Annotated in this window: 23 protein-coding genes; 9 read left to right on the plus strand and 14 right to left on the minus strand. The window is 62.7% G+C overall.

From position 1 onward, the window contains the following. Positions 1-49: 49 nt before the first annotated feature. Positions 50-1360: an MFS transporter gene (locus HT585_RS16650; RefSeq protein ID WP_343214008.1), complete on the minus strand. Its 1311-nt coding sequence runs from the start codon at positions 1358-1360 to the stop codon at positions 50-52. Between the two features lie 334 nt (positions 1361-1694). Between HT585_RS16650 and HT585_RS31595 the strand changes: the two genes are divergently transcribed. Continuing rightward, positions 1695-2105, plus strand: a complete 411-nt coding sequence (locus HT585_RS31595) for a hypothetical protein (RefSeq protein ID WP_210270429.1) — start codon at positions 1695-1697, stop codon at positions 2103-2105. Positions 2106-2438: 333 nt separating this feature from the next. On the opposite strand, the gene HT585_RS16660 is transcribed toward HT585_RS31595, so the two are convergent. Continuing rightward, complete coding sequence (locus HT585_RS16660; protein WP_176353299.1) at positions 2439-2624, minus strand: hypothetical protein; 186 nt, start codon at positions 2622-2624, stop codon at positions 2439-2441. A 343-nt stretch (positions 2625-2967) separates the two neighbouring features. On the opposite strand from HT585_RS16660, the gene HT585_RS16665 reads away from it, so the two are divergent. Next, positions 2968-3732, plus strand: a complete 765-nt coding sequence (locus HT585_RS16665; protein ID WP_176353969.1) for an IclR family transcriptional regulator — start codon at positions 2968-2970, stop codon at positions 3730-3732. A gap of 87 nt (positions 3733-3819) precedes the next feature. Further along, on the plus strand, positions 3820-4668 hold the full coding sequence (locus HT585_RS16670) for an HpcH/HpaI aldolase/citrate lyase family protein (protein ID WP_176353970.1): 849 nt from the start codon (positions 3820-3822) through the stop codon (positions 4666-4668). A gap of 65 nt (positions 4669-4733) precedes the next feature. On the opposite strand, the gene HT585_RS16675 is transcribed toward HT585_RS16670, so the two are convergent. The 6 genes from HT585_RS16675 to HT585_RS16700 form a co-directional block, all read right to left on the minus strand. After that, entirely contained in the window at positions 4734-5165 is a 432-nt protein-coding gene (locus tag HT585_RS16675) for a GlcG/HbpS family heme-binding protein (RefSeq protein ID WP_176353971.1), read from the minus strand. Between the two features lie 362 nt (positions 5166-5527). Continuing rightward, the gene (locus tag HT585_RS16680) at positions 5528-6373 is read right to left on the minus strand and encodes an ABC transporter ATP-binding protein (RefSeq protein ID WP_246707705.1); all 846 of its coding nucleotides are present in this window, start codon (positions 6371-6373) and stop codon (positions 5528-5530) included. Next, positions 6370-7134, minus strand: a complete 765-nt coding sequence (locus HT585_RS16685; protein ID WP_112811892.1) for an ABC transporter permease — start codon at positions 7132-7134, stop codon at positions 6370-6372. Before HT585_RS16685 ends, HT585_RS16680 begins: the two co-directional genes overlap by 4 nt. A gap of 160 nt (positions 7135-7294) precedes the next feature. After that, positions 7295-7837, minus strand: coding sequence for a VOC family protein (locus HT585_RS16690; protein ID WP_210270430.1), 543 nt, complete (start codon positions 7835-7837; stop codon positions 7295-7297). A gap of 27 nt (positions 7838-7864) precedes the next feature. Beyond that, complete coding sequence (locus HT585_RS16695) at positions 7865-8863, minus strand: ABC transporter substrate-binding protein (RefSeq protein WP_176353973.1); 999 nt, start codon at positions 8861-8863, stop codon at positions 7865-7867. Positions 8864-8903: 40 nt separating this feature from the next. Then, positions 8904-9842, minus strand: a complete 939-nt coding sequence (locus HT585_RS16700) for a fumarylacetoacetate hydrolase family protein (protein ID WP_343214010.1) — start codon at positions 9840-9842, stop codon at positions 8904-8906. 110 nt (positions 9843-9952) lie between these two features. Between HT585_RS16700 and HT585_RS16705 the strand changes: the two genes are divergently transcribed. Both HT585_RS16705 and HT585_RS16710 read left to right on the plus strand, forming a co-directional pair. Beyond that, complete coding sequence (locus HT585_RS16705; protein WP_176353974.1) at positions 9953-10732, plus strand: glutathione S-transferase family protein; 780 nt, start codon at positions 9953-9955, stop codon at positions 10730-10732. 34 nt (positions 10733-10766) lie between these two features. Continuing rightward, the gene (locus HT585_RS16710; RefSeq protein ID WP_176353975.1) at positions 10767-11375 is read left to right on the plus strand and encodes a malonic semialdehyde reductase; all 609 of its coding nucleotides are present in this window, start codon (positions 10767-10769) and stop codon (positions 11373-11375) included. 57 nt (positions 11376-11432) lie between these two features. On the opposite strand, the gene HT585_RS16715 is transcribed toward HT585_RS16710, so the two are convergent. The 3 genes from HT585_RS16715 to HT585_RS16725 are packed head-to-tail and all read right to left on the minus strand — an operon-like array spanning position 11433 to position 13720. Beyond that, positions 11433-11840, minus strand: coding sequence for a RidA family protein (locus HT585_RS16715; RefSeq protein ID WP_176353976.1), 408 nt, complete (start codon positions 11838-11840; stop codon positions 11433-11435). Beyond that, complete coding sequence (locus HT585_RS16720; RefSeq protein ID WP_176353977.1) at positions 11837-12757, minus strand: dihydrodipicolinate synthase family protein; 921 nt, start codon at positions 12755-12757, stop codon at positions 11837-11839. Before HT585_RS16720 ends, HT585_RS16715 begins: the two co-directional genes overlap by 4 nt. A 6-nt stretch (positions 12758-12763) precedes the next feature. Next, positions 12764-13720, minus strand: a complete 957-nt coding sequence (locus tag HT585_RS16725) for an alpha/beta hydrolase (RefSeq protein ID WP_176353978.1) — start codon at positions 13718-13720, stop codon at positions 12764-12766. Positions 13721-13914: 194 nt separating this feature from the next. On the opposite strand from HT585_RS16725, the gene HT585_RS16730 reads away from it, so the two are divergent. From HT585_RS16730 to HT585_RS16745, 4 genes are all read left to right on the plus strand, one after another. Then, complete coding sequence (locus HT585_RS16730; protein WP_077501493.1) at positions 13915-14319, plus strand: VOC family protein; 405 nt, start codon at positions 13915-13917, stop codon at positions 14317-14319. Between the two features lie 105 nt (positions 14320-14424). Then, the gene (locus HT585_RS16735) at positions 14425-15360 is read left to right on the plus strand and encodes a 2-hydroxyacid dehydrogenase (RefSeq protein WP_176353979.1); all 936 of its coding nucleotides are present in this window, start codon (positions 14425-14427) and stop codon (positions 15358-15360) included. 81 nt (positions 15361-15441) lie between these two features. Further along, the gene (locus HT585_RS16740) at positions 15442-16092 is read left to right on the plus strand and encodes a GntR family transcriptional regulator (protein ID WP_077501495.1); all 651 of its coding nucleotides are present in this window, start codon (positions 15442-15444) and stop codon (positions 16090-16092) included. A 433-nt stretch (positions 16093-16525) separates the two neighbouring features. Further along, complete coding sequence (locus HT585_RS16745) at positions 16526-17458, plus strand: sugar ABC transporter substrate-binding protein (RefSeq protein WP_176353980.1); 933 nt, start codon at positions 16526-16528, stop codon at positions 17456-17458. Positions 17459-17671: 213 nt separating this feature from the next. Here HT585_RS16745 and HT585_RS16750 read toward each other — a convergent pair whose 3' ends face one another. Genes HT585_RS16750 through HT585_RS16760 form a run of 3 tightly spaced genes read right to left on the minus strand, consistent with a single transcriptional unit; the run spans position 17672 to position 20634 of the window. Further along, a complete protein-coding gene (locus tag HT585_RS16750) occupies positions 17672-18433 on the minus strand; it encodes an ATP-binding cassette domain-containing protein (protein WP_176353981.1) in 762 nt (253 codons plus the stop codon). A 10-nt stretch (positions 18434-18443) separates the two neighbouring features. Beyond that, on the minus strand, positions 18444-19643 hold the full coding sequence (locus HT585_RS16755; RefSeq protein WP_176353982.1) for an alanine racemase: 1200 nt from the start codon (positions 19641-19643) through the stop codon (positions 18444-18446). Positions 19644-19656: 13 nt separating this feature from the next. Next, entirely contained in the window at positions 19657-20634 is a 978-nt protein-coding gene (locus HT585_RS16760; RefSeq protein WP_176353983.1) for an ABC transporter permease, read from the minus strand. Positions 20635-20660 lie beyond the last annotated feature (26 nt).

Below are 20660 nucleotides of genomic sequence, written 5' to 3' on the forward strand. Positions count from 1 at the left end.
TAGGCCCAGAGAGCGTCTGGTCGTTCCTCTGCCCACGGCGACTTGGTACCTAATCTCTCGCACCGAGGACATCGTCGCTGACAGGAGAGCTTGCCACATTGCCTATCCGTCGCATGTCGAGCTGCCTGAGACCCGGCAGAAAGACAGCAAGCACCGTCGTAGCTGCAAGGGCTGCGGCGCAACCGAAGAGCAACCTTTGCGCGCCAAAGATCTCGACGGCACCGCCGGCGAGAATGATGGCCAGCGGGATCGCCGACAGTTCCAGTGCATCCGCCGCACCCAGCACCCGCCCGCGCAGTTTGACCGGCACGCGACGAAGGGCAGCTGTCGCGACGATCGGCCCGATCGGTCCCGTCGCCAACCCAGCCACGGCGCCGGCGGCGATCAGTATCGAAACCGGAGGTGCCAGGGCGAGCACGAAAATGGCGAGCGCCTCGACGGCGCAACCGACGATCAGGATGCCACGCCCGGAAAGCCTGTGTCCCCAGGCGGCATAGGCAAGGGTGCCGACGATGGCGCCGCCGCCGGTTGCCGACAGGAACAGCCCGAGGCTCATGGCGCTTTGGCCTGTTGCCTTGAAGAAAGCCGGCATGACGACGGCCTCCATCGCGCCGAAGATGATGCCGAACAAGGTCCCCAGCGTGATCAGGCTGCGCAGCAACGGATCGCGCAGCAGAAACCGGACGGCTTCCCATGCACCCGCAAGGCCGACTGCAACCTCCTCTTTGGCAACCGAATTGCGACGGGTCGGCAGGGATATGACGTCGAGGATGGCTGCGGCGAGTGAACATCCCGCGGTCAGCCACAGGGTGTCCTCGACACCGACGAGCGCGATCATCACGCCGGCAAGCGCCGGCCCAATCAGTACGCCGGCGTTCTCGATCAGTTCATCGGCGGCCTTGATCCGTTCCAGCCGGAACCCGGCGAGACGGGCCAATTCCGGATGGCGGCTTTCGGCGGCGATCGATGCCGGGCCGTCCATGGCGGCACCAATGGCGATCAGCACAACGAGTGTTCCGATCCCGAGCATATCCAGATGGTAGAGGAGCGGCACCGCCGCGACGGCAAGCGCGCTGGTGAAATCGCCTGTGAATGCGATCCAGCGTGGGCCGAAGCGATCGACGAGCCCACCGCCGAACAGCGAGCCGGCAATCATCGGCAAGACGCCTGCGGCTGCGGCAATGCCGGTCCACAACGGGCTGCCGGTCAAGGTCAGCACGAACCATGGCAAGGCCACCATCGCAACGGCATTCCCGAGCGTAGAGAATGCGCCGGCGAGGACGCTGCCCAAGACTGGCAATCGCCGCCGCAGACGAATGGAGTGGCTGTTCATGGGAAGGCCGGCGGGCCGAAATGGCATCGAGATTGCCTTGCAGGGGCGAACATCGGATCACAGCAACTGTTGGAGAAAGAGGCGACCCCGCACTCGATTGTCTGGGGTCGAACGACGGTATCTTTAATTAATCGATTACTTGATCTATTATTTGCATATGCTATTTCTGCCGTCAAGCCGGTCCCAGACGTCTTGTGCAGCGCAGCCGCCACCACCGACCAAATTGAAGAATTCATGTCCGTGTTTGCACAAGAAATACCGGAGTTATGGCGGAGAACTTTCCTGGGCGGCATGTGCTTGCCCGCGATGACGGCTTCATTGTCTCGGCGAACCCGGGCTTGAGTAAAGAAACAGGGTCATAGTGCTGGAAACCGTCGACGGCCGGACGATGGCGGTGTTGACGCCAGAGCTTGCCGATCGCCTGAACCTCCCACGACAAAGGGACATCAGGCCTCAGGCCTTTCGCCGGAGGCTCCCCGAAACATCAGTCACGCTCAACGGCGCCGACTATCTGTTCTATTTTGCTGAAGCAGGCAGGCGTTCGCCGGTACGAGAGGATCTGGCGCTTGATGTGCGCCGGCTCATGGCATGCGACGAAGCGGCCTTTTCCGCCTTCGAGGCAGCTTCGTCGGAGCAGGATCTGGACGGCGCCTTTGTCGCGAACTGGATCACTGGGCGGTATTCGGCGCCTTCGCGCAGCAGTAACGTCTCGTCTGCACCGCCAGCATGTACCCCTGGGAGGATGCGCAGATCGCCGACACCGGCGTCCTGACGCTTCCCTCCCTCAGGAGCAAGGGCGATGCACGCAACGTCGTCGCGCGATCAGCCAGTACACGTCCGAGCAGGGCCTCGAGCCGCAGACCGATGCCAGTTCGACAACCATGCCTTAGCGGCTCTTGCCAGGGCGGCAGGCCTGACGCTGTTTGGAAAGTGGGAAGGGGTCACGCCCGATCCACGACTTAAGTGGGCGACCTTGTGCAACGCCGCAACGGGCTCGTGGCCGCGCTCCCTCTCAGCTATCGCGGGATTTTGCCATTTATCGCGTCGGCATTGCAGGAAATGCTCGCCGTCGGGCAATCATCCACGCGCCGCGGCCGCCGGATCATCAGTCGGTATCGCGATCGAACTGGTTGACGATGCGCAAGGCAGTCTTGCGCTGCGCGTGGCGCACATCGGCATCGTGCTTGCTTTTCAGCATAAGGTGAGCGGCGCGGACCGCCGGCAGGGCGACCGGCTTGTAGCCGGGTACGGTGATGGCATGGACAGTCGGATTAAGCTTGGGCTTACGCATATGTTCACTCCTCATTCGAACATTGACCGGCTCCTTCTCGTGTCTTTGGAGATCAAACCGGGCACGTCGACACCCTGCCTGCCAATGGAGGCGAGCGTTTGATCGGGGGAGTCAAGAATTGTTGCGGCCTGAAATGACCTCCCGGTGTGATTGTACCGGTGTGCGCCTCCGGCCTTCCTGAAGTCGTTCAGAAGCATTGTCACAGCTGTCGGCCCGAGAATAATCGTCCGCCCGATAAGTCCGAGAGAACTCGTAGCGTCAGCCATGCCTTGACGGGGGTGGCGACGCTCGGTAGTTTCATAATCTAGAACATGTTCAATATACTGAACAAAGAGTAGCTCTCATGAGTGGCCGCGGCGCGCAAAGGATTCTGGAACTCATCGAGTGGCTGGCGTCGCGCAGCGACGCCGTCACGCTTGCACAAGTCGTGCAGGCGCTTGCCTTGCCGAAAAGCAGCACCCTGCTGCTCCTGCGCACGCTGGTCGACGCCGGGTACGTCACCCGCCAGGCGGACGGGCGTTATCTGTTGATCCGGCTGCCGGGCGAGCCATCGGAAGCAAACAACGGTTGGGGCACGATCCTCAGGGTCGCGGAGCCGATCCTTCGCGAAACGGTGGCGGCGGTCGAGGAGACCGGCTTCATCGCGGTGCTGACCGACGACCGCCAGGTGCGCTACCTCAACAAGATCCTGCCCCGACGGGAAATCCGCTACGATCGCGACATCGCCACGCCGCGCATCGCCCACTACGTGGCAAGCGGACTGATGTTGCTTTCCGGCCTGTCCGAAGACGATTTCCAGGCCTATCTCGGTTGCTCCCTCCTTGAGGAAGACGATCCCCAAGCCATAGCCAAGCGCGTGACTGCAGCGCAAAAGGACGGCTATGTCGCCAATCTTCACGGCAGGGTCGAAGGTGCGGCAGGGGTTGCCGCCCCGATCCGCGATCCCGAGGGTCGCATCGTTGCCGTCGTCAACATGTCTGGCCCGCGCGAGCGGATCGCCGGCAATCTCGATCGTGTCGCCCAAGCAACGGTAGGGGCCGCGCTTCGCGTGAGCGAGACGCTTTCGCAGCGCATGTTCAAACCCGGGCAACCCAACGGAAGAGATTGATGCCGTATCTGAGAATAGCGTCGACGTGCTGAGCGACGTCAATGTGTTGCCCGATGAAAGCAATCAGCCCAAGAGAGGCCGAACCGAATGACCATGCGATCACTGCTTTACGTTCCCGGCAGTTCACCGCGGTTTCTGGAAAAGGCCCACGAGCGCGGGGCAGATGCTGTTATCATCGACCTGGAGGATGCCGTCGCGGCGAACGAGAAGGATGCGGCGAGGGCGGCGCTCGCCCGATCCGTGCCGATGGTCGGTCGAGCCGGCGCTACGGTGATTGTCCGCATCAACACCCATGATGAACCCACCATGCTGGCCGATGCCAGTGCAGCCTGCCAAGCCGGCGCGCAAGCGCTTTACATTCCCAAGGTGTCTTCGCCGGATATTCTCCATCGGCTCGATGCACACCTGCGGCCGCTGGAAGATGCCGGCAACCGCCCGCCAATGCGATTTGCACCGCTGATCGAGGATACGGAGGGACTGCTGAACGCGACGCCGATCGCCGCGGGGCCGCGGGTCTTTGCGATCTCCGTCGGTGGCGAAGACCTTGCCACCGCGATGGGCGCCCAACCGACACCCGAGGTTCTGCGCCTGCCGAAGCTGATGGTCCATTACGCCGCCAAGGCCGCCGGTATTCTTTCCTTCGGGCTGCTGCGCAGCACCGCCGACTACGCCGACAGGCAGGCATTGGCGGCTGCCGTCGCTGAGGCCAAGGACTTCGGCTTCGACGGCGCCACCTGCATTCACCCGAGTGTCGTTCCCCTCCTGAACGGAGGCTTTTCCCCTTCGCCGGAAGAACTCGACCGCGCACGTCGCCTGATAGACGCGGCCGACCAGGCCGACCAGGCCGGGATCGGCGCCTTCACCTTCGAGGGGAAATTCGTCGACCGGCCGATCGTCACCCGCGCTCGGGCACTTCTCGCCCGCTCCCCGCGCTAGCGCCATCACCAGACGACGGCGTCCCGGCTACACGGCAGAGGACAGCGCCCGGTCGACGGGGTTCGCTATCCGGCATCCGCCACGAAGCCGGCCGCCTCGATGCCGGCGACGGCGCAGGCTTCGTCATTGTCGGACGTATCCCCGGTGATGCCGACCGCACCGATGAGGTCACCGTCCGCCGTGCGCGCCAAAACACCGCCCGGCACCGGCACGATGCGGCCGCCGGAGACGGCCGAGAGCCCCTGCACGAAATGCGGCCGCTCGACCGCCGTGTTGCTCAGCCAGCGCGACCCCATGCCGACGGCAAGCGCGCCGTAGGCTTTGCCTGAGGCGATCTCGAAGCGAAGCATAGAGGAACCGTCCTGCTTCTGGAACGCGATGAGATGGCCACCGGCATCGAGGACGGCCACCGAGAGCGGCTTCATCCGGGCTTTTGCCGCAGCGCCGAAGGCGGCGTTGATGATCCCGTTGGCGAGATCGAGTGTGAGTTGGGGCATAAGAGTTCCAATCGCATTTTCGCCGGCGCAGGCCGGCAGGAAGATTTCAATCGATGGCCGGGAGGCAGGCTGGGATCCCGAAAGGCAACCGCCCACTTCGTAAGCCATCACGAACGCAACTCGCCCGCCTCCCCGGAGAAAAATCGCCCAGGGAGGCGGGTAAGATCGAGCCGATGCTGCGTTTCCGTTTAGGCGAAACCGCAAGAGCGGCCTATCTCTTGTCCTTATGCATCTTGTGGAGACGCGCTTCGCATCTTGCCTCCAGTATCCCGTTTTCAGGTGGAATCACCGAAGACGTACACGATACGATAAAGTTAAAGCGCCAGCGCGTCCTCGGTGCGTTCTTCTGAACGTACGGTGCGCTAGCTGGCGACGCCCATGACCTTGCCGAGATAGGCGACGTACTCGCCAAATTTCGGCATTGCGCGAGTGGTGGCAGCGTTGCGCGGACGCGGCAGATCGATGGTCACTTCCTCGACGATCTTGCCGGGACGGTCGGCCATGACCAGGACGCGGTCCGACAGGAACACGGCCTCGGCAATGCTGTGGGTGATCAACATCACCGTCTTGCGGGACTCCTGCCAGATACGCAGCAATTCGACATTGAGCTTGTCGCGCGTCAGCGCGTCGAGGGCTCCGAAGGGCTCGTCCATCAGCAGAATCTGTGGATCGAGAACCAGCGCCTGGCCGATCGACGCGCGCTGCCGCATGCCGCCCGACAACTGATGCGGATGCGCATCGGCAAACTTGGTCAGCGACAGCACGTCGAGGATCTTGTCGACCGCCGCGTCGCGGGCGTCTGCCGGCATGTTGCGGATGCGCGCCCCAAGCTCGACGTTGCGGCGCACCGTCAGCCACGGCAGCATGTTGTTGGTCTGGAAGACCACGCCGACGTCAGGGCGCGGCGCCCGCACCATCTCGCCCTTGATCGTCGCCGAGCCGCTCTCATAGGGGATCAGGCCGGCGACGATGCGCAGCAGCGTGCTCTTGCCGCAGCCGCTCGGGCCAAGCACCGAAACGAACTCCTGGTTCCTGATGGCAAAGTCGATGTCCTCAAGCGCCTTGAACGAGCCGAACGTCTTGTTGAGGCCATGCGCCTCGATATGGTTGACGGCAGGCTCTGCCGCCGGGCTCAAGCCCTTGCCTGATTGCGGCGCTTCGGCCGTGGCTGTCGACACCATCTTTTCCTCCCGAACTGAAATGTTCATACCTGAATTCCCCGCCACCAGACGGACTTGGCCGCAAATTCGATCAGCGCGTAAAGAGCGAGCGAAATCAGCGTGATGACGATGATGCAGCCGAAGACGAGGTCGGTGCGCGTCGAGGCCGTTCCCAGCATGATCAGGTTGCCGAGACCACGCTCGGAGCCAACGAGTTCGCCAATGATCGCGCCGATCATCGCAAGCGGCATCGCCACCCGACAGCCGTCGATGAAGCTTGGCAGAGCGCTTGGCAGCCTAAGCGTTGTGAACGTGCGCCACGGACCGGCATTCAACGCGCGAAAATGTTCCTCGAGGTTCTTCGCCGTGCCGGCAAAGCCGCCGAGCGTCGCCACCACAATCGGGAAGAAGGCAAACAGAAACGCCATCGCCACCTTGGAGATGAAGCCGTAGCCAAACCAGACGATCATCAGCGGTGCGAGCGCGCTTTTGGGCGTCGTCTGCAACGCGGTGACAAGCGGATAGATGGTGCGCTGGGCAAAGGGCGAGACATAGACGACCATGCCGAGCATGACGCCGACGACGACGGCGGCGCCAAAGCCGATGAGCACCTCGGCGAGCGTGTACATCGAATTCTCGAAGATCTCGCTGCGCGCCTCCCAGACGGCGACGGCGATCGCCGAGATCGGCGGAAGAATGTAGCTTTTGACTTCGAAATATCGGACGCCATATTCCCAGAAGAGTAGAAAAGCACCGAAAAACAAGACGACTTGGCTATAGGCGGCAAGTCGCGAACTAACGCCTGGCATGAGGGCCTCCGAAGAGCGAGTTGGCATCCGTGGTGAGGCGCGCCGGTCGATGCCGGCGCGCAAGGGCATTTCCAGGACAAGCCAAACCGCTTTCCTGGACAGGTCGGGAACAAAGCGGAGCGTTTCGATCCCTGCGTTCGAAGCCGAAACGCTCCTGACATCACTGACCCTGCTTGTCCTTGACCACCTGGTGCGGTGGCGGCACGACGAAGCGCTTGAAGCGCCATTGGTCGAACGCGTCGATGTTGCGTTCCCAAACCTGCGGCGTGTGCGGGTTGTCCTCCGTGACCTGGATCATGTCACAGTAGATCTCGCAGTTGTTGCCGTCGGGATCCTTGAACACGAGGAAGCAGTTGGCGCCGGGACCGTGCTTGCCGATACCGCGGACGATCTCGACGCCCCGCTCCTGCAGCATCTCGGCGGCAGCCTCCATGTCTTCGAGGCTGTCGACGAGATAGGAGAAGTGCTCGAGGCCGGGCCTCGTGTACTTCGGCAGGTCGTCGCGGTCGGGTGAATCCGCCGGTAGCTGCGACAGAGCAAGATCGTGGTGGTCGCTGCCTGCACGCAGGAACACCATCTTGTCCTCGATCCAGTCCGAGACCTCAAGGCCGACGACATTGGTATAGAAATCGACAGACTTGTGGATGTCGCGGACCATCAGCACCATGTGGCCAAGCTTCCGCACGTTGATCTTCTTCTTCATGTTCCTCATCCCAGGTTTGGGCCGGCCTCAGCGACTGATGTTGCGGTAGAGGTCGACGGTCTTGATGCTGTCGTCGACGACGAATGCTTCACGCACGAAGCCCATCGTCTTTTCCATGCGATCGGCGCGAACGAAGCCGAGATCCTTGTTTTCCGCGTGGGGATCGCGCACCAGCGCATTGATCTGCTTGATCTGGTTGAGCACAACGCTCTTTTTCAGCGTCGGATACTGCTTGACGATCAGATCGGCGGATTCTTCCGGATGCGCGGCCATGTACTCGTAGCCGCGGTAGGAGGCGTCGAGGAACTTGTCGACGACCTCGGGCTTCTCGGCCAGCATCGCTTCGGTGGTGACGAAGCCGCTGCCATACATGTCGAGACCGAAATCGCGATACTTGATCATGCCGATCTTCTTGCCGCTCTCCTGCGCATTCTCGTTGAGAATGGGCAGGCTGGCACCTTCCCAGCATTCGGCAAGGTCGACCTGTCCTTCGAGGAAGGACGAGGTGATGACCGCCGGGTTCATCCGCAAGAGCTTCAGATGATCCTTCGGCAGCCCGTTCTGCTCGAGCCAGGCCGGCACGATGTTCTGGACCGGCGACGTCGCGCCGCCACCCACCGACTTACCGCTGAAATCGGCAAGCACCGGGGTCTTCTCGCCGTCCTTCTGGATGTAGCAGAGCGCGCCCGGCCAGACCGTGTTGATCGAGCCGACGAAGACGGCCTTGCCGCCGTTGACGCGGTTGAGAATGACGCTCACCGGGTCGCCGTAGCCGATATCGAACAGGCCCTGGTCGATCTCGTTGACGGTGCGCTGACCACCATAACCCTGGTAGACCGAGACGTTGAGATCTGCCTCGTCGTAAAACCCCTTGGCCTTGGCAACGAGAACGCCTCCAACGCTCCCTTGCGGCAACCACGACATGTTGAACGAAATTTCCTCGGCGGCGGAAGCCGCCGTCATCATCGATGCAAGCGCTCCGGCGAGCGCTGCCAGGCGAAGCGAATTTCCAAACTTTTTAGCCATACTGTCCTCCTCAGTTTAGCCATTGCTGGCGGTTTGGTTGTTAGTCGATCCGAGCTCCTCTGATCGGATTGGTGATGGTGCCGACCTTCTCCACGGCGGCCGTCACGATGTCGCCGGCATTCAGGAATTCTCCCGTGCCCATTCCGACCCCGTCGGGGGTGCCGGTTGCGACCAGATCGCCCGGACGCAAGGTCAGGATCGACGACAGATAGGAAATCTGCTCGGCCACCGAGAAGATCATCGAGCCGGTGCTGTCGTCCTGCTTTCGAGTTCCGTTGACGTCGAGCGTCAGGCGCAGGTCCTGCGGGTCGCCGATGCAATCGGCCGGCACCAGCCAGGGGCCGAGCGGCGCAAAGGTGTCGAAGCTCTTGCCGCGGAACCAGTCGTGCTTGAACGGAAAATCGCTGCGGCGCGTCAGGTCGCGCGACGTGATGTCGTTGATGACGGTGTAGGCGGCGACGTGGTCGAGCGCCTTGTCGACCGGAATGTCGCGGCCGCCGATGCCGATGACCGCTGCAAGCTCGACCTCCCAGTCGACCTTCTGGGCCCTCTGCGGAAGGATGATCGCCTCATCGGGGCCGATGACGCTCGAATCCGCCTTCATGAAGACGAAGGGCTGACTCTCGGACTTCGCCGCTAGCACCGTCCCCATCTCCTGCGCATGCTCGACATAATTCGAAGCGGTAGCAAAGATCCTGTTCGGACGATAGGGCGCGCAAAGCTTCGTCCCCGTTCCAAGCGGCTCGAACTTCGGACCGCTGGCGGCGAGATTGTCGGCAAGCGCTGCCAATGCCGGTTCGACGTCGGTCCAGGCGTCGAGCATCGCGGCGATGCCGCCGGCGCGCCACCGGCTCCAGTCCTCGCCCGGACGCCCCAGGACGCGCGAGACCAGATCCAGATCGTAGACCCCCTGCTCGGTCACGATGACCGGCCGTATTTCTTCCCTGATGAGCCTTTGCCCAAGCGCATGCCAAACCACCGGCTATCTCCTTCCATGCTGTCGGTATCTTCTTGCATACAATTTCGTCATTATGTATTCTTGTCAAGTACACTGGTGCACACGGAAGTGAAAGTTGCGAAAAAATGCACATGGGGCGTATCGAGCTGTTTCACGAATGGGGGTCGATCCAGTCCCACAAGGTCCGCCTCTGCCTCGCCGAACTCGGCCTTCCCTGGATTTCCCGCCGCGTGGATCTCGCAGCCTTTGCCAATCTCCAGGCGGACTTCCTCGCCATAAACCCGCTCGGACTCGTGCCAGCATTGAGGATCGGCGATGAGATCGTCACCGAATCGTCCCGCATCAACGAACGACTGAATGACCTGGCGGACGGCGGGCTCTTGCCGACGGCGCCCGACGCGCGGCAGCGCGTGCGCGCCTGGACGTCAGTGGCAGACAAGGTGGTTCATCCGGCCGTCAGGCCACCGACATTCAACCTGATCCTGAAGGTGCGCTTACGGCGGCTGCCGGCCGGTGCGCTCGACGCCGCGATGGACCGCCATCCGCATGCTGCCCGAGCCGATGCCTATAGAGAGGCAGCCAAAGCCCCGATCGATTGCCGGGCGATCATCCGCTCGATCGCGACGATGAAACAGGTGCTTGCCAATATGGACGAGGCACTCTCGCAACGGCGATGGCTTGCGGCGGAAACCTACACATTGGCGGATGTTGCGTTGTCCGCCTTCATCGACCGGCTCGACCGGCTCGCCATGTCAGCCCTTCTCGACGCTGTTCCGAACGTCCAGGCGTGGGCCGATGCCATCAGAAACCGGCCAAGCTTTCCTCTGGCCAAAGGGCCGGAGGCCGAACGTCCCGATCCGCTCGTCGACCGCGCACTGGTCGAACGGTTGATCGCGGCCGCCAACTCATAGACGCCCGAGATAACCAACATCCGAAAGGGAACCCATGGACCATCGAAGCCTTCAACCCACGCAGGCGGACGCAAGCCTGCTGGAAAAAATGTTCACGCAAGCGCGAAGCCAGAACGGCTGGCTCGATCGGCCCGTTGCGAACGCGCTGCTCGAGCAGATCCACGATCTCGCGCGGCTGGCGCCGACGAGCATGAACTGCTCGCCGCTGAGGATTACCTACCTCGTCACGACAGAGGCGAAGGAAAAGCTGCGCCCGGCGCTCGCCGCCGGCAATGTCGACAAGATGATGACGTGCCCGGTCGTCGCCATCTTCGCGACAGACTTCGCCTTTGCCGAGCGCCTGCCGTTCCTGTTTCCGCACACGGACGGAAAGGGGTTCTTCGAGCGCAATCCGCATCTCGTCGCGGATACGGCCTTCCGCAACGCCACGCTGCAGGCGGGCTATTACATGCTGGCTGCCCGCGCGCTCGGGCTCGATTGTGGCCCGATCTCCGGCTTCGACGCCAAGGCCGTCGACGCGATCTTCTTCAGCGACGCGCAGCTGAGATCGAATTTCCTTTGCGGGCTCGGCCATGGCGATCCGTCAAAGCTGTTTGCCCGCCACCCGCGCCTGTCGTTCGAAGACGCCTGCCAGATCCTCTAAACGGCAGCAGCCCCCGGCGGCATCGCCAGGGGCTGCTTTTCAGACCTTCATAAAGCTTCATGCCGGCGCGCGAGCCACCACCTTCAGTTCCACGACCATATCGGGATGCGGCAGTTCGTTGACCCCGACTGTGGTGCGTGCCGGCCCATCGGCGGCAAACCACATATTGTACTCGTCGTTCATCGCCCGGTAGTGGCGCATGTCGGTCAGGAACACCGTGACATCGACGATGTCGCCGAAGCTTCCACCATTGCGGGCGAGCGTTTCGCCGATCTTGCGCAGGATCACCCGCAATTGCTCGGCGACATCGTAGGTCGCTTGACCGTCAGCGGTTCTTGCCGAGCCTGCAATTGTGCCATCCGCCTGCCGGGCGCTCATGCCGGACAGGAAGAGCAATCCGCCCGCCCGCCTGAGATCAGGATAGTTGGCAAGCGGCTTTATGGCCCCCGGAACCACCGCGCTCATGCTGGCTCCATCGTCGCGGCCCAGGGCCTGAAGCCGATCTCTGTGCAGGCGGACACGAATTTCTGTTCGGCCTGGCGATCGAGCTCCACCAGCGGCGGACGCACCGCGCGCCAGGTCTCGTCGCCGGTGTGGCGGGCCATTGCGATCTTCATCGCCTGGATCATCGGAAACTGCTGGAACAACGTGCGCACCGGGGCAATCGAAGCGAAAGCCTGTGCGGCCCCGACTGTGCTCGCGGCCGAAACCGCATCGACCATGGCCTTGGCGTTGACATTGGCCGTCGCCGAAATGCAACCGACGGCGCCACGCTCGATGGTCTCGCCAAGCAGGATCTCCGAAGCGGGAAAGACGCGGAACCCGTTTCCGACGCCGAGAAAGCCGTTCAGCGTGTCGCGGTCGCCGGAGCTGTCCTTCACGCCGAGAATGTTGGCAGGATATCGCCGCTGCAGGGTCTCGATCAGCTCAAGGGTGATCGGCACGCCGGTGAATTGCGGTATGTGATAGAGAACGATCGAGAGACGGTCGGATCCGACCGCTTCGATCAGCCGCCCGTAATAGCGCGCGAGACCGTCCGTCGTCAGCGGCTTGTAGAAGAACGGCGGCAGCACGAGCACCGAGGGCGCACCAGCATCGACGGCTGCGCGGGTAAGCTCGATGGTTTCCTCCAAGCTGCAGGCGCCGACCCCCGGCATCAGCGCCTTCGTGGGGATGCCGGCCATGACGACCGCATCGAGCAGGTCGCGCTTCTTGCGCAACGCCAGCGAGGCTGCCTCACTGTTGGTGCCGAAGACCGCGAGCCCGGCGCCCTGTTCGACGATCCAGCGGCAATGCTCGATGAAGCGGGGTGTGTTGCAGCTCAGGTCCGCCTTGAACGGGGTGAGGACGGGAGCGTAGACGGAAAAGAGGTCTGGATTCATGGGTGTTCACTTTCGATTTTGACAGGTGAGGCCGCAGGAAAAGAAGCCGCATTCCTGCTGGGCGAACCGGAGGATCTCGCGTCCAAGCTCCTCCTCGCGCGTATCGAAATGCGCGACGATGGACGTGTGATTGTGGCGGTTGAGCTGCAGGAAACGCGGCGCCTTGCCCTTGCGGAGCGCATGGCGCTGGACGAACTCGGCACCATAGGCATCGATGTAGCGGTTCTCGTGCTCTGCGACGGCGACCAGCACCGGCAGGTCGCTCGCGCCCGCGTGGGTTACCGGGGAGCGCGCCTCGTAGGTGGCGAGATCATCCCCGAAATATTGACGGACGTTGGCGGCATTGGGGTTGTCGGGCAACTGGTCGGCCCTGAGCCGCGCGCTGATGAACACGGCCCCCTTGACCGCCGGGCTCGGCAATCGACCGGCCGCCGGATCATAGAGATAGCCCGCGACATGGCAGCCGCCGGCGGAATGGCCGATAAGCAGGATCGATTGCGGATCGCCGCCGTAATCGGCGATCGACCCGGTAATCCAGTCGATCGCCGCGGCGACGTCGCGCGCGCCCTCAGGATACTGCGCCCCCGGCGCCAGGCGATATTCGATGTTGACGCCGACGAAGCCCTGTCGGGCAAACCAGCGCAGCACGTTGTCGTAGATCAGCCCGTCGGCGCTCTTTGAACCGCGCGTAAATGCACCGCCGTGGACGAAGGCGACGACATCGCGTGGACGACCACCGGCGCAGGAATAGGCGCTTTCGAACACGTCCAGGCGTTGCGCACTGTCTTCGCCATAGGGGATGTCGCGATGCTCGACGAGCGGCTGGCGGACGATGCTTGCCTCGACATGCGGCCGGTAGACGTCGAGCACGACCTTGCGGCTTGCCGCCAGGTCGTCGTTCCAGATGGCGCCGACGGCGTCCAGCCGCGCCTGATCCGTGACCGTCAATCCCGCAAACCTCATCCCGCGCCTCCAAGCTGGTGTGACCGACGGCTTTCCGTGCACCGTCGTCTGTTTGCATGTCGATAACATCCAAAAACACACTTGACAACCATTTTGCATACACAGATTAGTATTTGCATACACGAAGCGATTTGATCTCGTGTTGCGCGCCGCATGTCGCCTCGCGCTCGTCATCGACAGAAGGAAATTGACCCATGGCAAAATTGCGCCATCTCGCTATCGCGGTTTCGGATCCGGAAGCCGCAGCCCAGTTCTTCGAAAAGGCATTCGGCATGACCCGCGCCGGCCAGGCCATGCGCGGCGTCTATATGACCGACGGCATCATGAACGTGGCCCTGCTCAACTTCGGCGAAGAGCCGGTTCCGGGCTTCGAGACCGAGAAGGACTATAACGGCCTCATCCACTTCGGCGTCTGGGTCGATTCCGTCGAGGAAACAGACCAGCTCGTGCGTGCTGCCGGCGGGTCCTACATGGCCGGCCGCAAGGAAACCAACCCGAACGTTTTCTACGAGGTCAAGTACAAGACGCCCGAAGGCATTGTCTTCGACGTCACCGAGAATGGCTGGAAGGGTGCAGTCAAGAACGTCAACGCGGCCTGATCAGGCCTGTCGCGGCCGCGCCTCAGGCGCGGCACGCCACACAGCTGAAACAATCGTCCGGTTCGCATGACGGAACGACACGACAAACGCATTGGAGAGACTGACATGGCAAGAAAGACGATTGTGGTTTCGATACCGGTTTCCGAAAAGTGCCTGTCACGCCTCTCCAGCGCCTACGATGTGATCACGCTGCCTAACGGCTTGGGCAGCGGATCACCGGATCTCGACCCGAACACAGTCTGGGCGATCGTGACCAACGGCAGCACCGGACTGTCGCAGGCCGACATGGCACGGCTTCCGGGCCTCAAGCTCGCTTGCTCCTTTGGTGCCGGCTACGAGAACATCGATTTGGACGGGGCCAGGCATCATGGCGTGTCCGTCACCCATGCGCCGAACACCAATATGGAGACGGTCGCCGATCACGCGCTTGCGCTGATGCTGGCGGTCTCGCGCGATATCTGCGTCCGCGACCGGGCGCTGCGCACCGGCGCCTGGGCTTCGATCCGCTCGCCCCGCCCGACGCTTTCGGGGTCGAGGCTCGGCATGATCGGACTTGGCAATATCGGCCAGGCCATTGCCGGGCGCGGCGAAGCCTTCGGCATGGAGGTCACCTATACGGCACCGGAAGTCATGCCCGGTGTTACCTGGCCACGCCTCCCCGACGCGGTGGCGCTTGCGGCCGTCAGCGACTTTCTTGTCGTTGCCTGTCCCGGCGGGCCGGCGACGCGGCATCTGGTCAACCGCGAAGTGCTGGAAGCGCTCGGACCAAAGGGCTTTCTGGTCAACATTTCGCGCGGCATGGTGGTGGATACCGCGGCACTCGTTGAGGTGTTGCAACGCGGCGGCATCGCCGGCGCCGGGCTCGATGTCTTCGAAGGTGAGCCGGCGCTGCCTGCTGCGCTTCGCGACCTCGACAATGTCGTTCTCACGCCGCATATGGCCGGGCGCTCACCGGCGGCAGAGGAGGCTCAGGTAACCGCGTTGTTGCACAACCTTGACGCGGCCCGCGAGGGCCGCCCCCTGACAGCTCAACTTGCATAAATCCTTGGCTGTCATTAAATCGATTCCAAGCACCTTCGGCTGAAGGTCGCTCAATGTCGTGAAGACAGGAAAGCTGCGCGCATGACAACTATCGCCTCTCAGATCTATCAGGCCCTGGCGGAAGAGATCGCCAAGGGTGTGATGACCCCTGGGCAGAAGCTTGAGGAAAAGATGATCGCCGAGAAGTTCGGCGTTTCCAGAACCCCCGTGCGCGAAGCGATGCGCGAACTGGGTGCGCGCGGGCTGATCGAGATGAATCCTCGACGCGGCGGCATCGTCGCGCGGATCGACGTCGAGCAGATGGCCGACATGCTGGAGGCCGAATGCGAGATCGAGGCCTCCTGCGCCCGGCTGGCCGCCCAGCGCATGACGGGCATGGAGCGCGAACAGCTCTACGAACTCCACCGGCTCTATGCCGAATGTGTCGGCAATCAGGATCTCGATGGCTGCCGTGACATCAATCGCAAGTTCCACGACGCGATCTGCCGAGGGGCCCACAACACCACGATCGCCGCCATGGCGGTCGAGCTCAGGGTCAGGCTGGCCCCGTTCCGCCAGCATCAGGCGGGTCCTGCCGACGTGCGGCTGCAGCAGTCGCTCGACGAGCACCAGAAGATCGTCGACGCCATCCGCGCCAACGACGCCGCCGGCGCATACGCCGCGCTTTCCGAGCACAATGCCCGCCTGAGCGCCGGCGTCATGCGACGGTTTACGGCGGCAGCCAGCAAATAATCTCGCCCGCGGGCATTTCTGATCTGAACCGGTTCGGCCGCGAGCGCGCTCGCGATTACGCGGCCTGACGGCCCACCACCCTCAGGCTTGCTTGGCTGCGCGAAAGCGCGGCCCGTTTGGCTTGATCGATCACCGGACGACGCCGGCTCCCGTCGCTCCTCCCGCCCGCCGTCTCCCTGTCATCCCGTGTACCCAGCCGTTGCGGTCGTTTGCCGAGGCATCCGATGGCGTTGCGCAAGCAGGGCTCCCTAACGCGGTCTTCCTCGGCGCGCGCCGACTTTCAGATGTGCAAATTTATCTGTTTGCATTCCTTATCAAGTCTGTGCATACATAATAGTCGTATTGAATGCACAATGGTCGGTACGATACAACGCCCGACGAAATTCATGACCCGAGTTCTGGAGGAGAAATCATGGGCAGGAATGCACGATATATGACGTTGGTTCTGGCGGCCGCCGCTACGGGCGCACTGGCCACTCCCGCGTCAGCCGAAACGCAGAAGACGATCGGGGTGACGGTGCCCTATTTCGCCTCGCCTTTCTGGAAGGCCGGGTTGTACGGCGTCGAGACGGCGGGCAAGGAGAAGGGCTACGCCGTCATCAAGGGAGATGCCAAGGACAAGGCCGAACTGCAGATCGAGCAGATCCGCGGCTTTATCGACAAGAAGGTTGCTGCCATTATCATCGGTGCTGCCGATGCCGTGGCCGTTGCACCGGCCGTGGAAGAAGCCATCGACAAGGGCATCCCCGTTATCGCGCTTTCGGTTCCACCGAAGTCCGACCGGCTGACGTCCTTCGTCGGTGCCGACAACATCGGCATGGGCCGACTACAGGGCATTTGCCTTGGCCGTGCGATCGGCGGCAAGGGCGAAGTCGGCCTTTTCGCCGGCCCGGACGAGATCTGGGCGAAGCTTCGCGTCACCGGCTTCAAGAACACCATCGAGGCCGACTTCCCCGACATCAAGATCGTCGCGGAAAAAGCCGGCGGCACGAAGGATGCCGGCGTTGCTGTCGCCGAATGGGCCAAGGCCTATCCCGGCATGCACGGCATCTTCACCGCAGCCGACACGATGGCGGTGGAATCGATCAAGTCGCTCGACGAAGCCAAGGCGATGGACAAGTTCAAGGTTTCAACCTCGAACCTGAACGACGAGGCACGCGCAGCGCTCGACAACGGCACGCTGACCTGCGCGTCGCTGCAGCCCGCGGTTTCGATGGGCCGCGACGCGATGCGCGAAGCCACGGCCGCGATCGAGGGCGGCAAGGTGCTCGGCCGGATCGAAGCACCGGCGCTGCTGGTCACTCGGGAGAAGGTCGCCTCCTACGACTTCAGCAAGATCATCGCTCCGGCCGACTACCAGCCGTAAGCATTACCGGTCTTTTGAAGACATGTGCACACTCGACAGGGCCCGGCCGAGCTGGGCCCTGTTTTTGCATGCGGTTTGGCTGCGTGCCGTCAGGGTTCAAAAACTGGGACGACTTGCGGCCCAAACCACGGCGCCCATCACGAACCGGCCCTCACTCTGGCTGACCCGTCGCGGAGATCCACTCAGCCCTGTTTATCGCCGCCGGCTTTCCGGCTAGCTGTGCTGCAGACCCGTGATCATCGCGATGATCTCGTTCTTGTCGGTCTTGGCCGTTTCCCGGACGCCGATCTGCTTGCCGCGTCGCAGGACACAGATGCGGTCCGACAATTTGAACACCTGGTCGAGACTATGGCTGATGATCAGCACGCCGATGTTGCGGCTCTTCAGCGACTGCACGATTTCCTCGACCTTGGCCGTTTCGGCAACCCCGAGCGCTGCCGTCGGCTCATCCAGCAGAATGAGCTTGCTTGCCCAATGGGTGGCGCGCGCGATCGCCACGCCCTGGCGCTGCCCGCCGGAGAGATCCCGGATCGTCGCATGGGCTGAAGGGATGCGGACATCCAGCTCCTTCACGAGCTTTTCGGTCTCATCGATCATCCGGCGACGGTCCAAAAGGCCGAAGCGGTTTGTCGGCTCGCGGCCAAGGAACATGTTCATGTAGACGCTCTGCTGATCGGCAAGGGCGAGATCCTGATAGACGACCTCGATGCCGTGTGCCCGCGCCATCGTGGCGTTCGACATGGTCACCGTTTCGCCCTCGATCGTCATCGTTCCGGATGTCGGCGGATGAACGCCGGAAATGATCTTGATCAGCGTGGACTTGCCGGCACCGTTATCGCCGACAAGCGCGACGATCTCGCCGGGATAGACTTCGAGCGAAAAGTTCTCGATGGCAACGATGCCGCCGAAGGACTTGCGAATGTCTTGCAGCCGAAGGACCGGCGCACCCTGTGTGGCTTCTGCATTCACAGTCATGCTCATCCTCCTAAACCGGCCAGGCGGCGGTTTCGCCGAACCCGTTTTCAATTGTTTCGACCACCGGCTCGCCCTTGGCGATGCCGGACACGCCCACGACATAGGCGCGAGTAACGAAAGCCTGGCCGCGGAAGCCGAACACAGCAGTGTCGCCGGGCTTGGGTGCGGCAGCACCGCTGGCGTCGATCATCGCATAGTAGTCGATGGCCGAAGGCGGCGGCACTTCGACACTGCGCAGCGCATCGGCAGCCGTCGTAGGCTCAGCGCCGACGATCGCCTTGACGTCATAGGGCGGGAACACCGGGTCGATGTAGAAACCGCCGCCAAAACAATAGGCCTTGCCGCCCGACAGATGCGACACCTCGGTCAGATAGAGCACAGCCGGGATTTCCGGAAGGTCCTCCATCGCATGCAAAGCGGTCGTACCGTGCAGGCCGTTGCCCGGTTCGCATTGCGTAGCACCTGCCTCGGCAAGCGCGGCCAGCATGACGCTCGACGTGGTTCCAGGGGCATTGACCTCGATGTCCTTGCGACCGGCCCTGGCCAGAGCCTCCGCCGCTCTCGAAAGGGTGGCAAGATTGTGCGTCGGCAGAACCTTGCGTGTGGCGAGATCAAAGAGCAGGGCGGGAAAAGTGGTGATGCCGGCAAAGCGACCACCATCAAGCGCATCCAGCCGGTCAGCGACAGCGGCGACCTCGCTGGCATCGTATCCCCCTTCATGGCCGCGGTAAAACGTATCTCCCTCGGCGCGAATACGCGCGAGCAGACCCTGCGTCCGCCCTGCAGCCTTCGCACCCGCCGACGCTTCTGCAGCCTTCGTGTCGTTGAAGACCGTCCAGTATTCAGGTTCGAAGCGCTTGGCGGCCGCTGCCGCTTCATGGCGTGCGACCTGCTGCAGATGGCCAAGGTGCGCAAGCTTCAGACCGGCATTGTGCGTTGCCCGCGCGCAAGCCATATCCACCGCCACGGCCCTCTCGATACCACCGCGCTTAACCGCCCGGCAAAAAGAGCTGGCCCGGCCGACCTGCTTCGTCATCGCGAAGGTCTTCAACCCCAGGCGATGCGCTTCATCGCTTAGAATGCGGGCATTGCGCTCGACCGCGTCAAGGTCGAGCACGTAGGCGTTGGCAGGGATTTTACCCTGCTGATGCAGGGCCATTGCAGCCTCGATGAAGGCAGGGTTGCGGCGGCGCAAAACGTCGAGAAACATGGTGGATCTTCCTTCAGCGGGATTTTTCGCGCAGCGATACCGCGACCGCCGCAAGAATGATGAGACCACGAACGATCATCTGGTCGGAGACGGACAGGCCCATCAGGATCAGTCCATTGTTCAACATGCCCATCATAAGCGAGCCGACCAATGCCCCGATGATCGAGCCCTTGCCGCCATTGAGCAGCGTGCCGCCGACGATGACGGCCGCGATGACCGTCATGAGATCGGTCTCGCCGAGCGTGTACTTCGCCGCCTGCAGACGGCCGGCGTAGAGCAGACCGGCAAGGCCGGCGAGGCCGCCGCTGATCATCAGAACGGTGAGCCGGATGCGTGGCACGCTGATGCCGGACACGCCCGCTGCACGGCTGTTGTCGCCGACGGCAAGCACATGCGCGCCGAAACGGGTTTCACGATAGATGAGATGACCGATGGCGACGGCGATCGCCGTCCACCAGATCAGCGAGGGGATGCCGAGGAATGCACCCGAGCCGAAAAAGCCGGTGAAGGTGCCGTTCGTAACCGGAATCGACCGAAGATCGGTCATCGAGCGCGACACGCCAGCAAAAAGCCCCAGTGTCGCCAGGGTGACCAGGAACGAGGGCAGCTTCACATATGCGACCAGCGCGCCGTTCAGCAACCCGACCAGCAAGCCGGCGCCGAGCCCGGCGAGCACGCCGGCAACAAGCCCGTAGTCGTTCATCGTCACGGCTGCGGCAAGGGCCGAGACCGCCACGGTCGAGCCGATCGACAGGTCGATTTCTCCCGCCGACATGACGAAGACCAGGCCAATCGCCATGATCGTCGCCGGTGCGGTCTGCAGCACGATGTTCGACAGGTTGCGCACGGTCAGAAAGCCGCTGTCTCTCAGCACGATGGCAAAGAACAGGAAAATCGCCAGAAAGCCGAAGTAGACGACGTATTGTTGCAGGTTTATGCGGTTGGCAAAGCCATTCGGCCTGCCTGACGCAGCGGTATTGGCACTGGGCATCCTATTTCCTCCAGAGGGCAGCAGGG

This window comes from Ensifer oleiphilus (assembly GCF_013371465.1).
GTDB lineage: Bacteria > Pseudomonadota > Alphaproteobacteria > Rhizobiales > Rhizobiaceae > Ensifer > Ensifer oleiphilus.

What these genes read in the sequence shown, in the direction of transcription:
- HT585_RS16755 (WP_176353982.1), bottom strand. Translation starts at nt 19,643, where the DNA reads ATGTTTCTCGACGTTTTGCGCCGCCGCAACCCTGCCTTCATCGAGGCT.
- HT585_RS16665 (WP_176353969.1), top strand. Translation starts at nt 2,968, where the DNA reads ATGAGTGGCCGCGGCGCGCAAAGGATTCTGGAACTCATCGAGTGGCTG.
- HT585_RS16695 (WP_176353973.1), bottom strand. Translation starts at nt 8,863, where the DNA reads ATGGCTAAAAAGTTTGGAAATTCGCTTCGCCTGGCAGCGCTCGCCGGA.
- HT585_RS16725 (WP_176353978.1), bottom strand. Translation starts at nt 13,720, where the DNA reads ATGAGGTTTGCGGGATTGACGGTCACGGATCAGGCGCGGCTGGACGCC.
- HT585_RS16720 (WP_176353977.1), bottom strand. Translation starts at nt 12,757, where the DNA reads ATGAATCCAGACCTCTTTTCCGTCTACGCTCCCGTCCTCACCCCGTTC.
- HT585_RS16760 (WP_176353983.1), bottom strand. Translation starts at nt 20,634, where the DNA reads ATGCCCAGTGCCAATACCGCTGCGTCAGGCAGGCCGAATGGCTTTGCC.
- HT585_RS16735 (WP_176353979.1), top strand. Translation starts at nt 14,425, where the DNA reads ATGGCAAGAAAGACGATTGTGGTTTCGATACCGGTTTCCGAAAAGTGC.
- HT585_RS16675 (WP_176353971.1), bottom strand. Translation starts at nt 5,165, where the DNA reads ATGCCCCAACTCACACTCGATCTCGCCAACGGGATCATCAACGCCGCC.
- HT585_RS16715 (WP_176353976.1), bottom strand. Translation starts at nt 11,840, where the DNA reads ATGAGCGCGGTGGTTCCGGGGGCCATAAAGCCGCTTGCCAACTATCCT.
- HT585_RS16690 (WP_210270430.1), bottom strand. Translation starts at nt 7,837, where the DNA reads ATGAAGAAGAAGATCAACGTGCGGAAGCTTGGCCACATGGTGCTGATG.
- HT585_RS16660 (WP_176353299.1), bottom strand. Translation starts at nt 2,624, where the DNA reads ATGCGTAAGCCCAAGCTTAATCCGACTGTCCATGCCATCACCGTACCC.
- HT585_RS16705 (WP_176353974.1), top strand. Translation starts at nt 9,953, where the DNA reads ATGGGGCGTATCGAGCTGTTTCACGAATGGGGGTCGATCCAGTCCCAC.
- HT585_RS16750 (WP_176353981.1), bottom strand. Translation starts at nt 18,433, where the DNA reads ATGACTGTGAATGCAGAAGCCACACAGGGTGCGCCGGTCCTTCGGCTG.
- HT585_RS16685 (WP_112811892.1), bottom strand. Translation starts at nt 7,134, where the DNA reads ATGCCAGGCGTTAGTTCGCGACTTGCCGCCTATAGCCAAGTCGTCTTG.
- HT585_RS16710 (WP_176353975.1), top strand. Translation starts at nt 10,767, where the DNA reads ATGGACCATCGAAGCCTTCAACCCACGCAGGCGGACGCAAGCCTGCTG.
- HT585_RS16650 (WP_343214008.1), bottom strand. Translation starts at nt 1,360, where the DNA reads ATGCCATTTCGGCCCGCCGGCCTTCCCATGAACAGCCACTCCATTCGT.
- HT585_RS16740 (WP_077501495.1), top strand. Translation starts at nt 15,442, where the DNA reads ATGACAACTATCGCCTCTCAGATCTATCAGGCCCTGGCGGAAGAGATC.
- HT585_RS16745 (WP_176353980.1), top strand. Translation starts at nt 16,526, where the DNA reads ATGACGTTGGTTCTGGCGGCCGCCGCTACGGGCGCACTGGCCACTCCC.
- HT585_RS16730 (WP_077501493.1), top strand. Translation starts at nt 13,915, where the DNA reads ATGGCAAAATTGCGCCATCTCGCTATCGCGGTTTCGGATCCGGAAGCC.
- HT585_RS16680 (WP_246707705.1), bottom strand. Translation starts at nt 6,373, where the DNA reads ATGAACATTTCAGTTCGGGAGGAAAAGATGGTGTCGACAGCCACGGCC.
- HT585_RS16670 (WP_176353970.1), top strand. Translation starts at nt 3,820, where the DNA reads ATGACCATGCGATCACTGCTTTACGTTCCCGGCAGTTCACCGCGGTTT.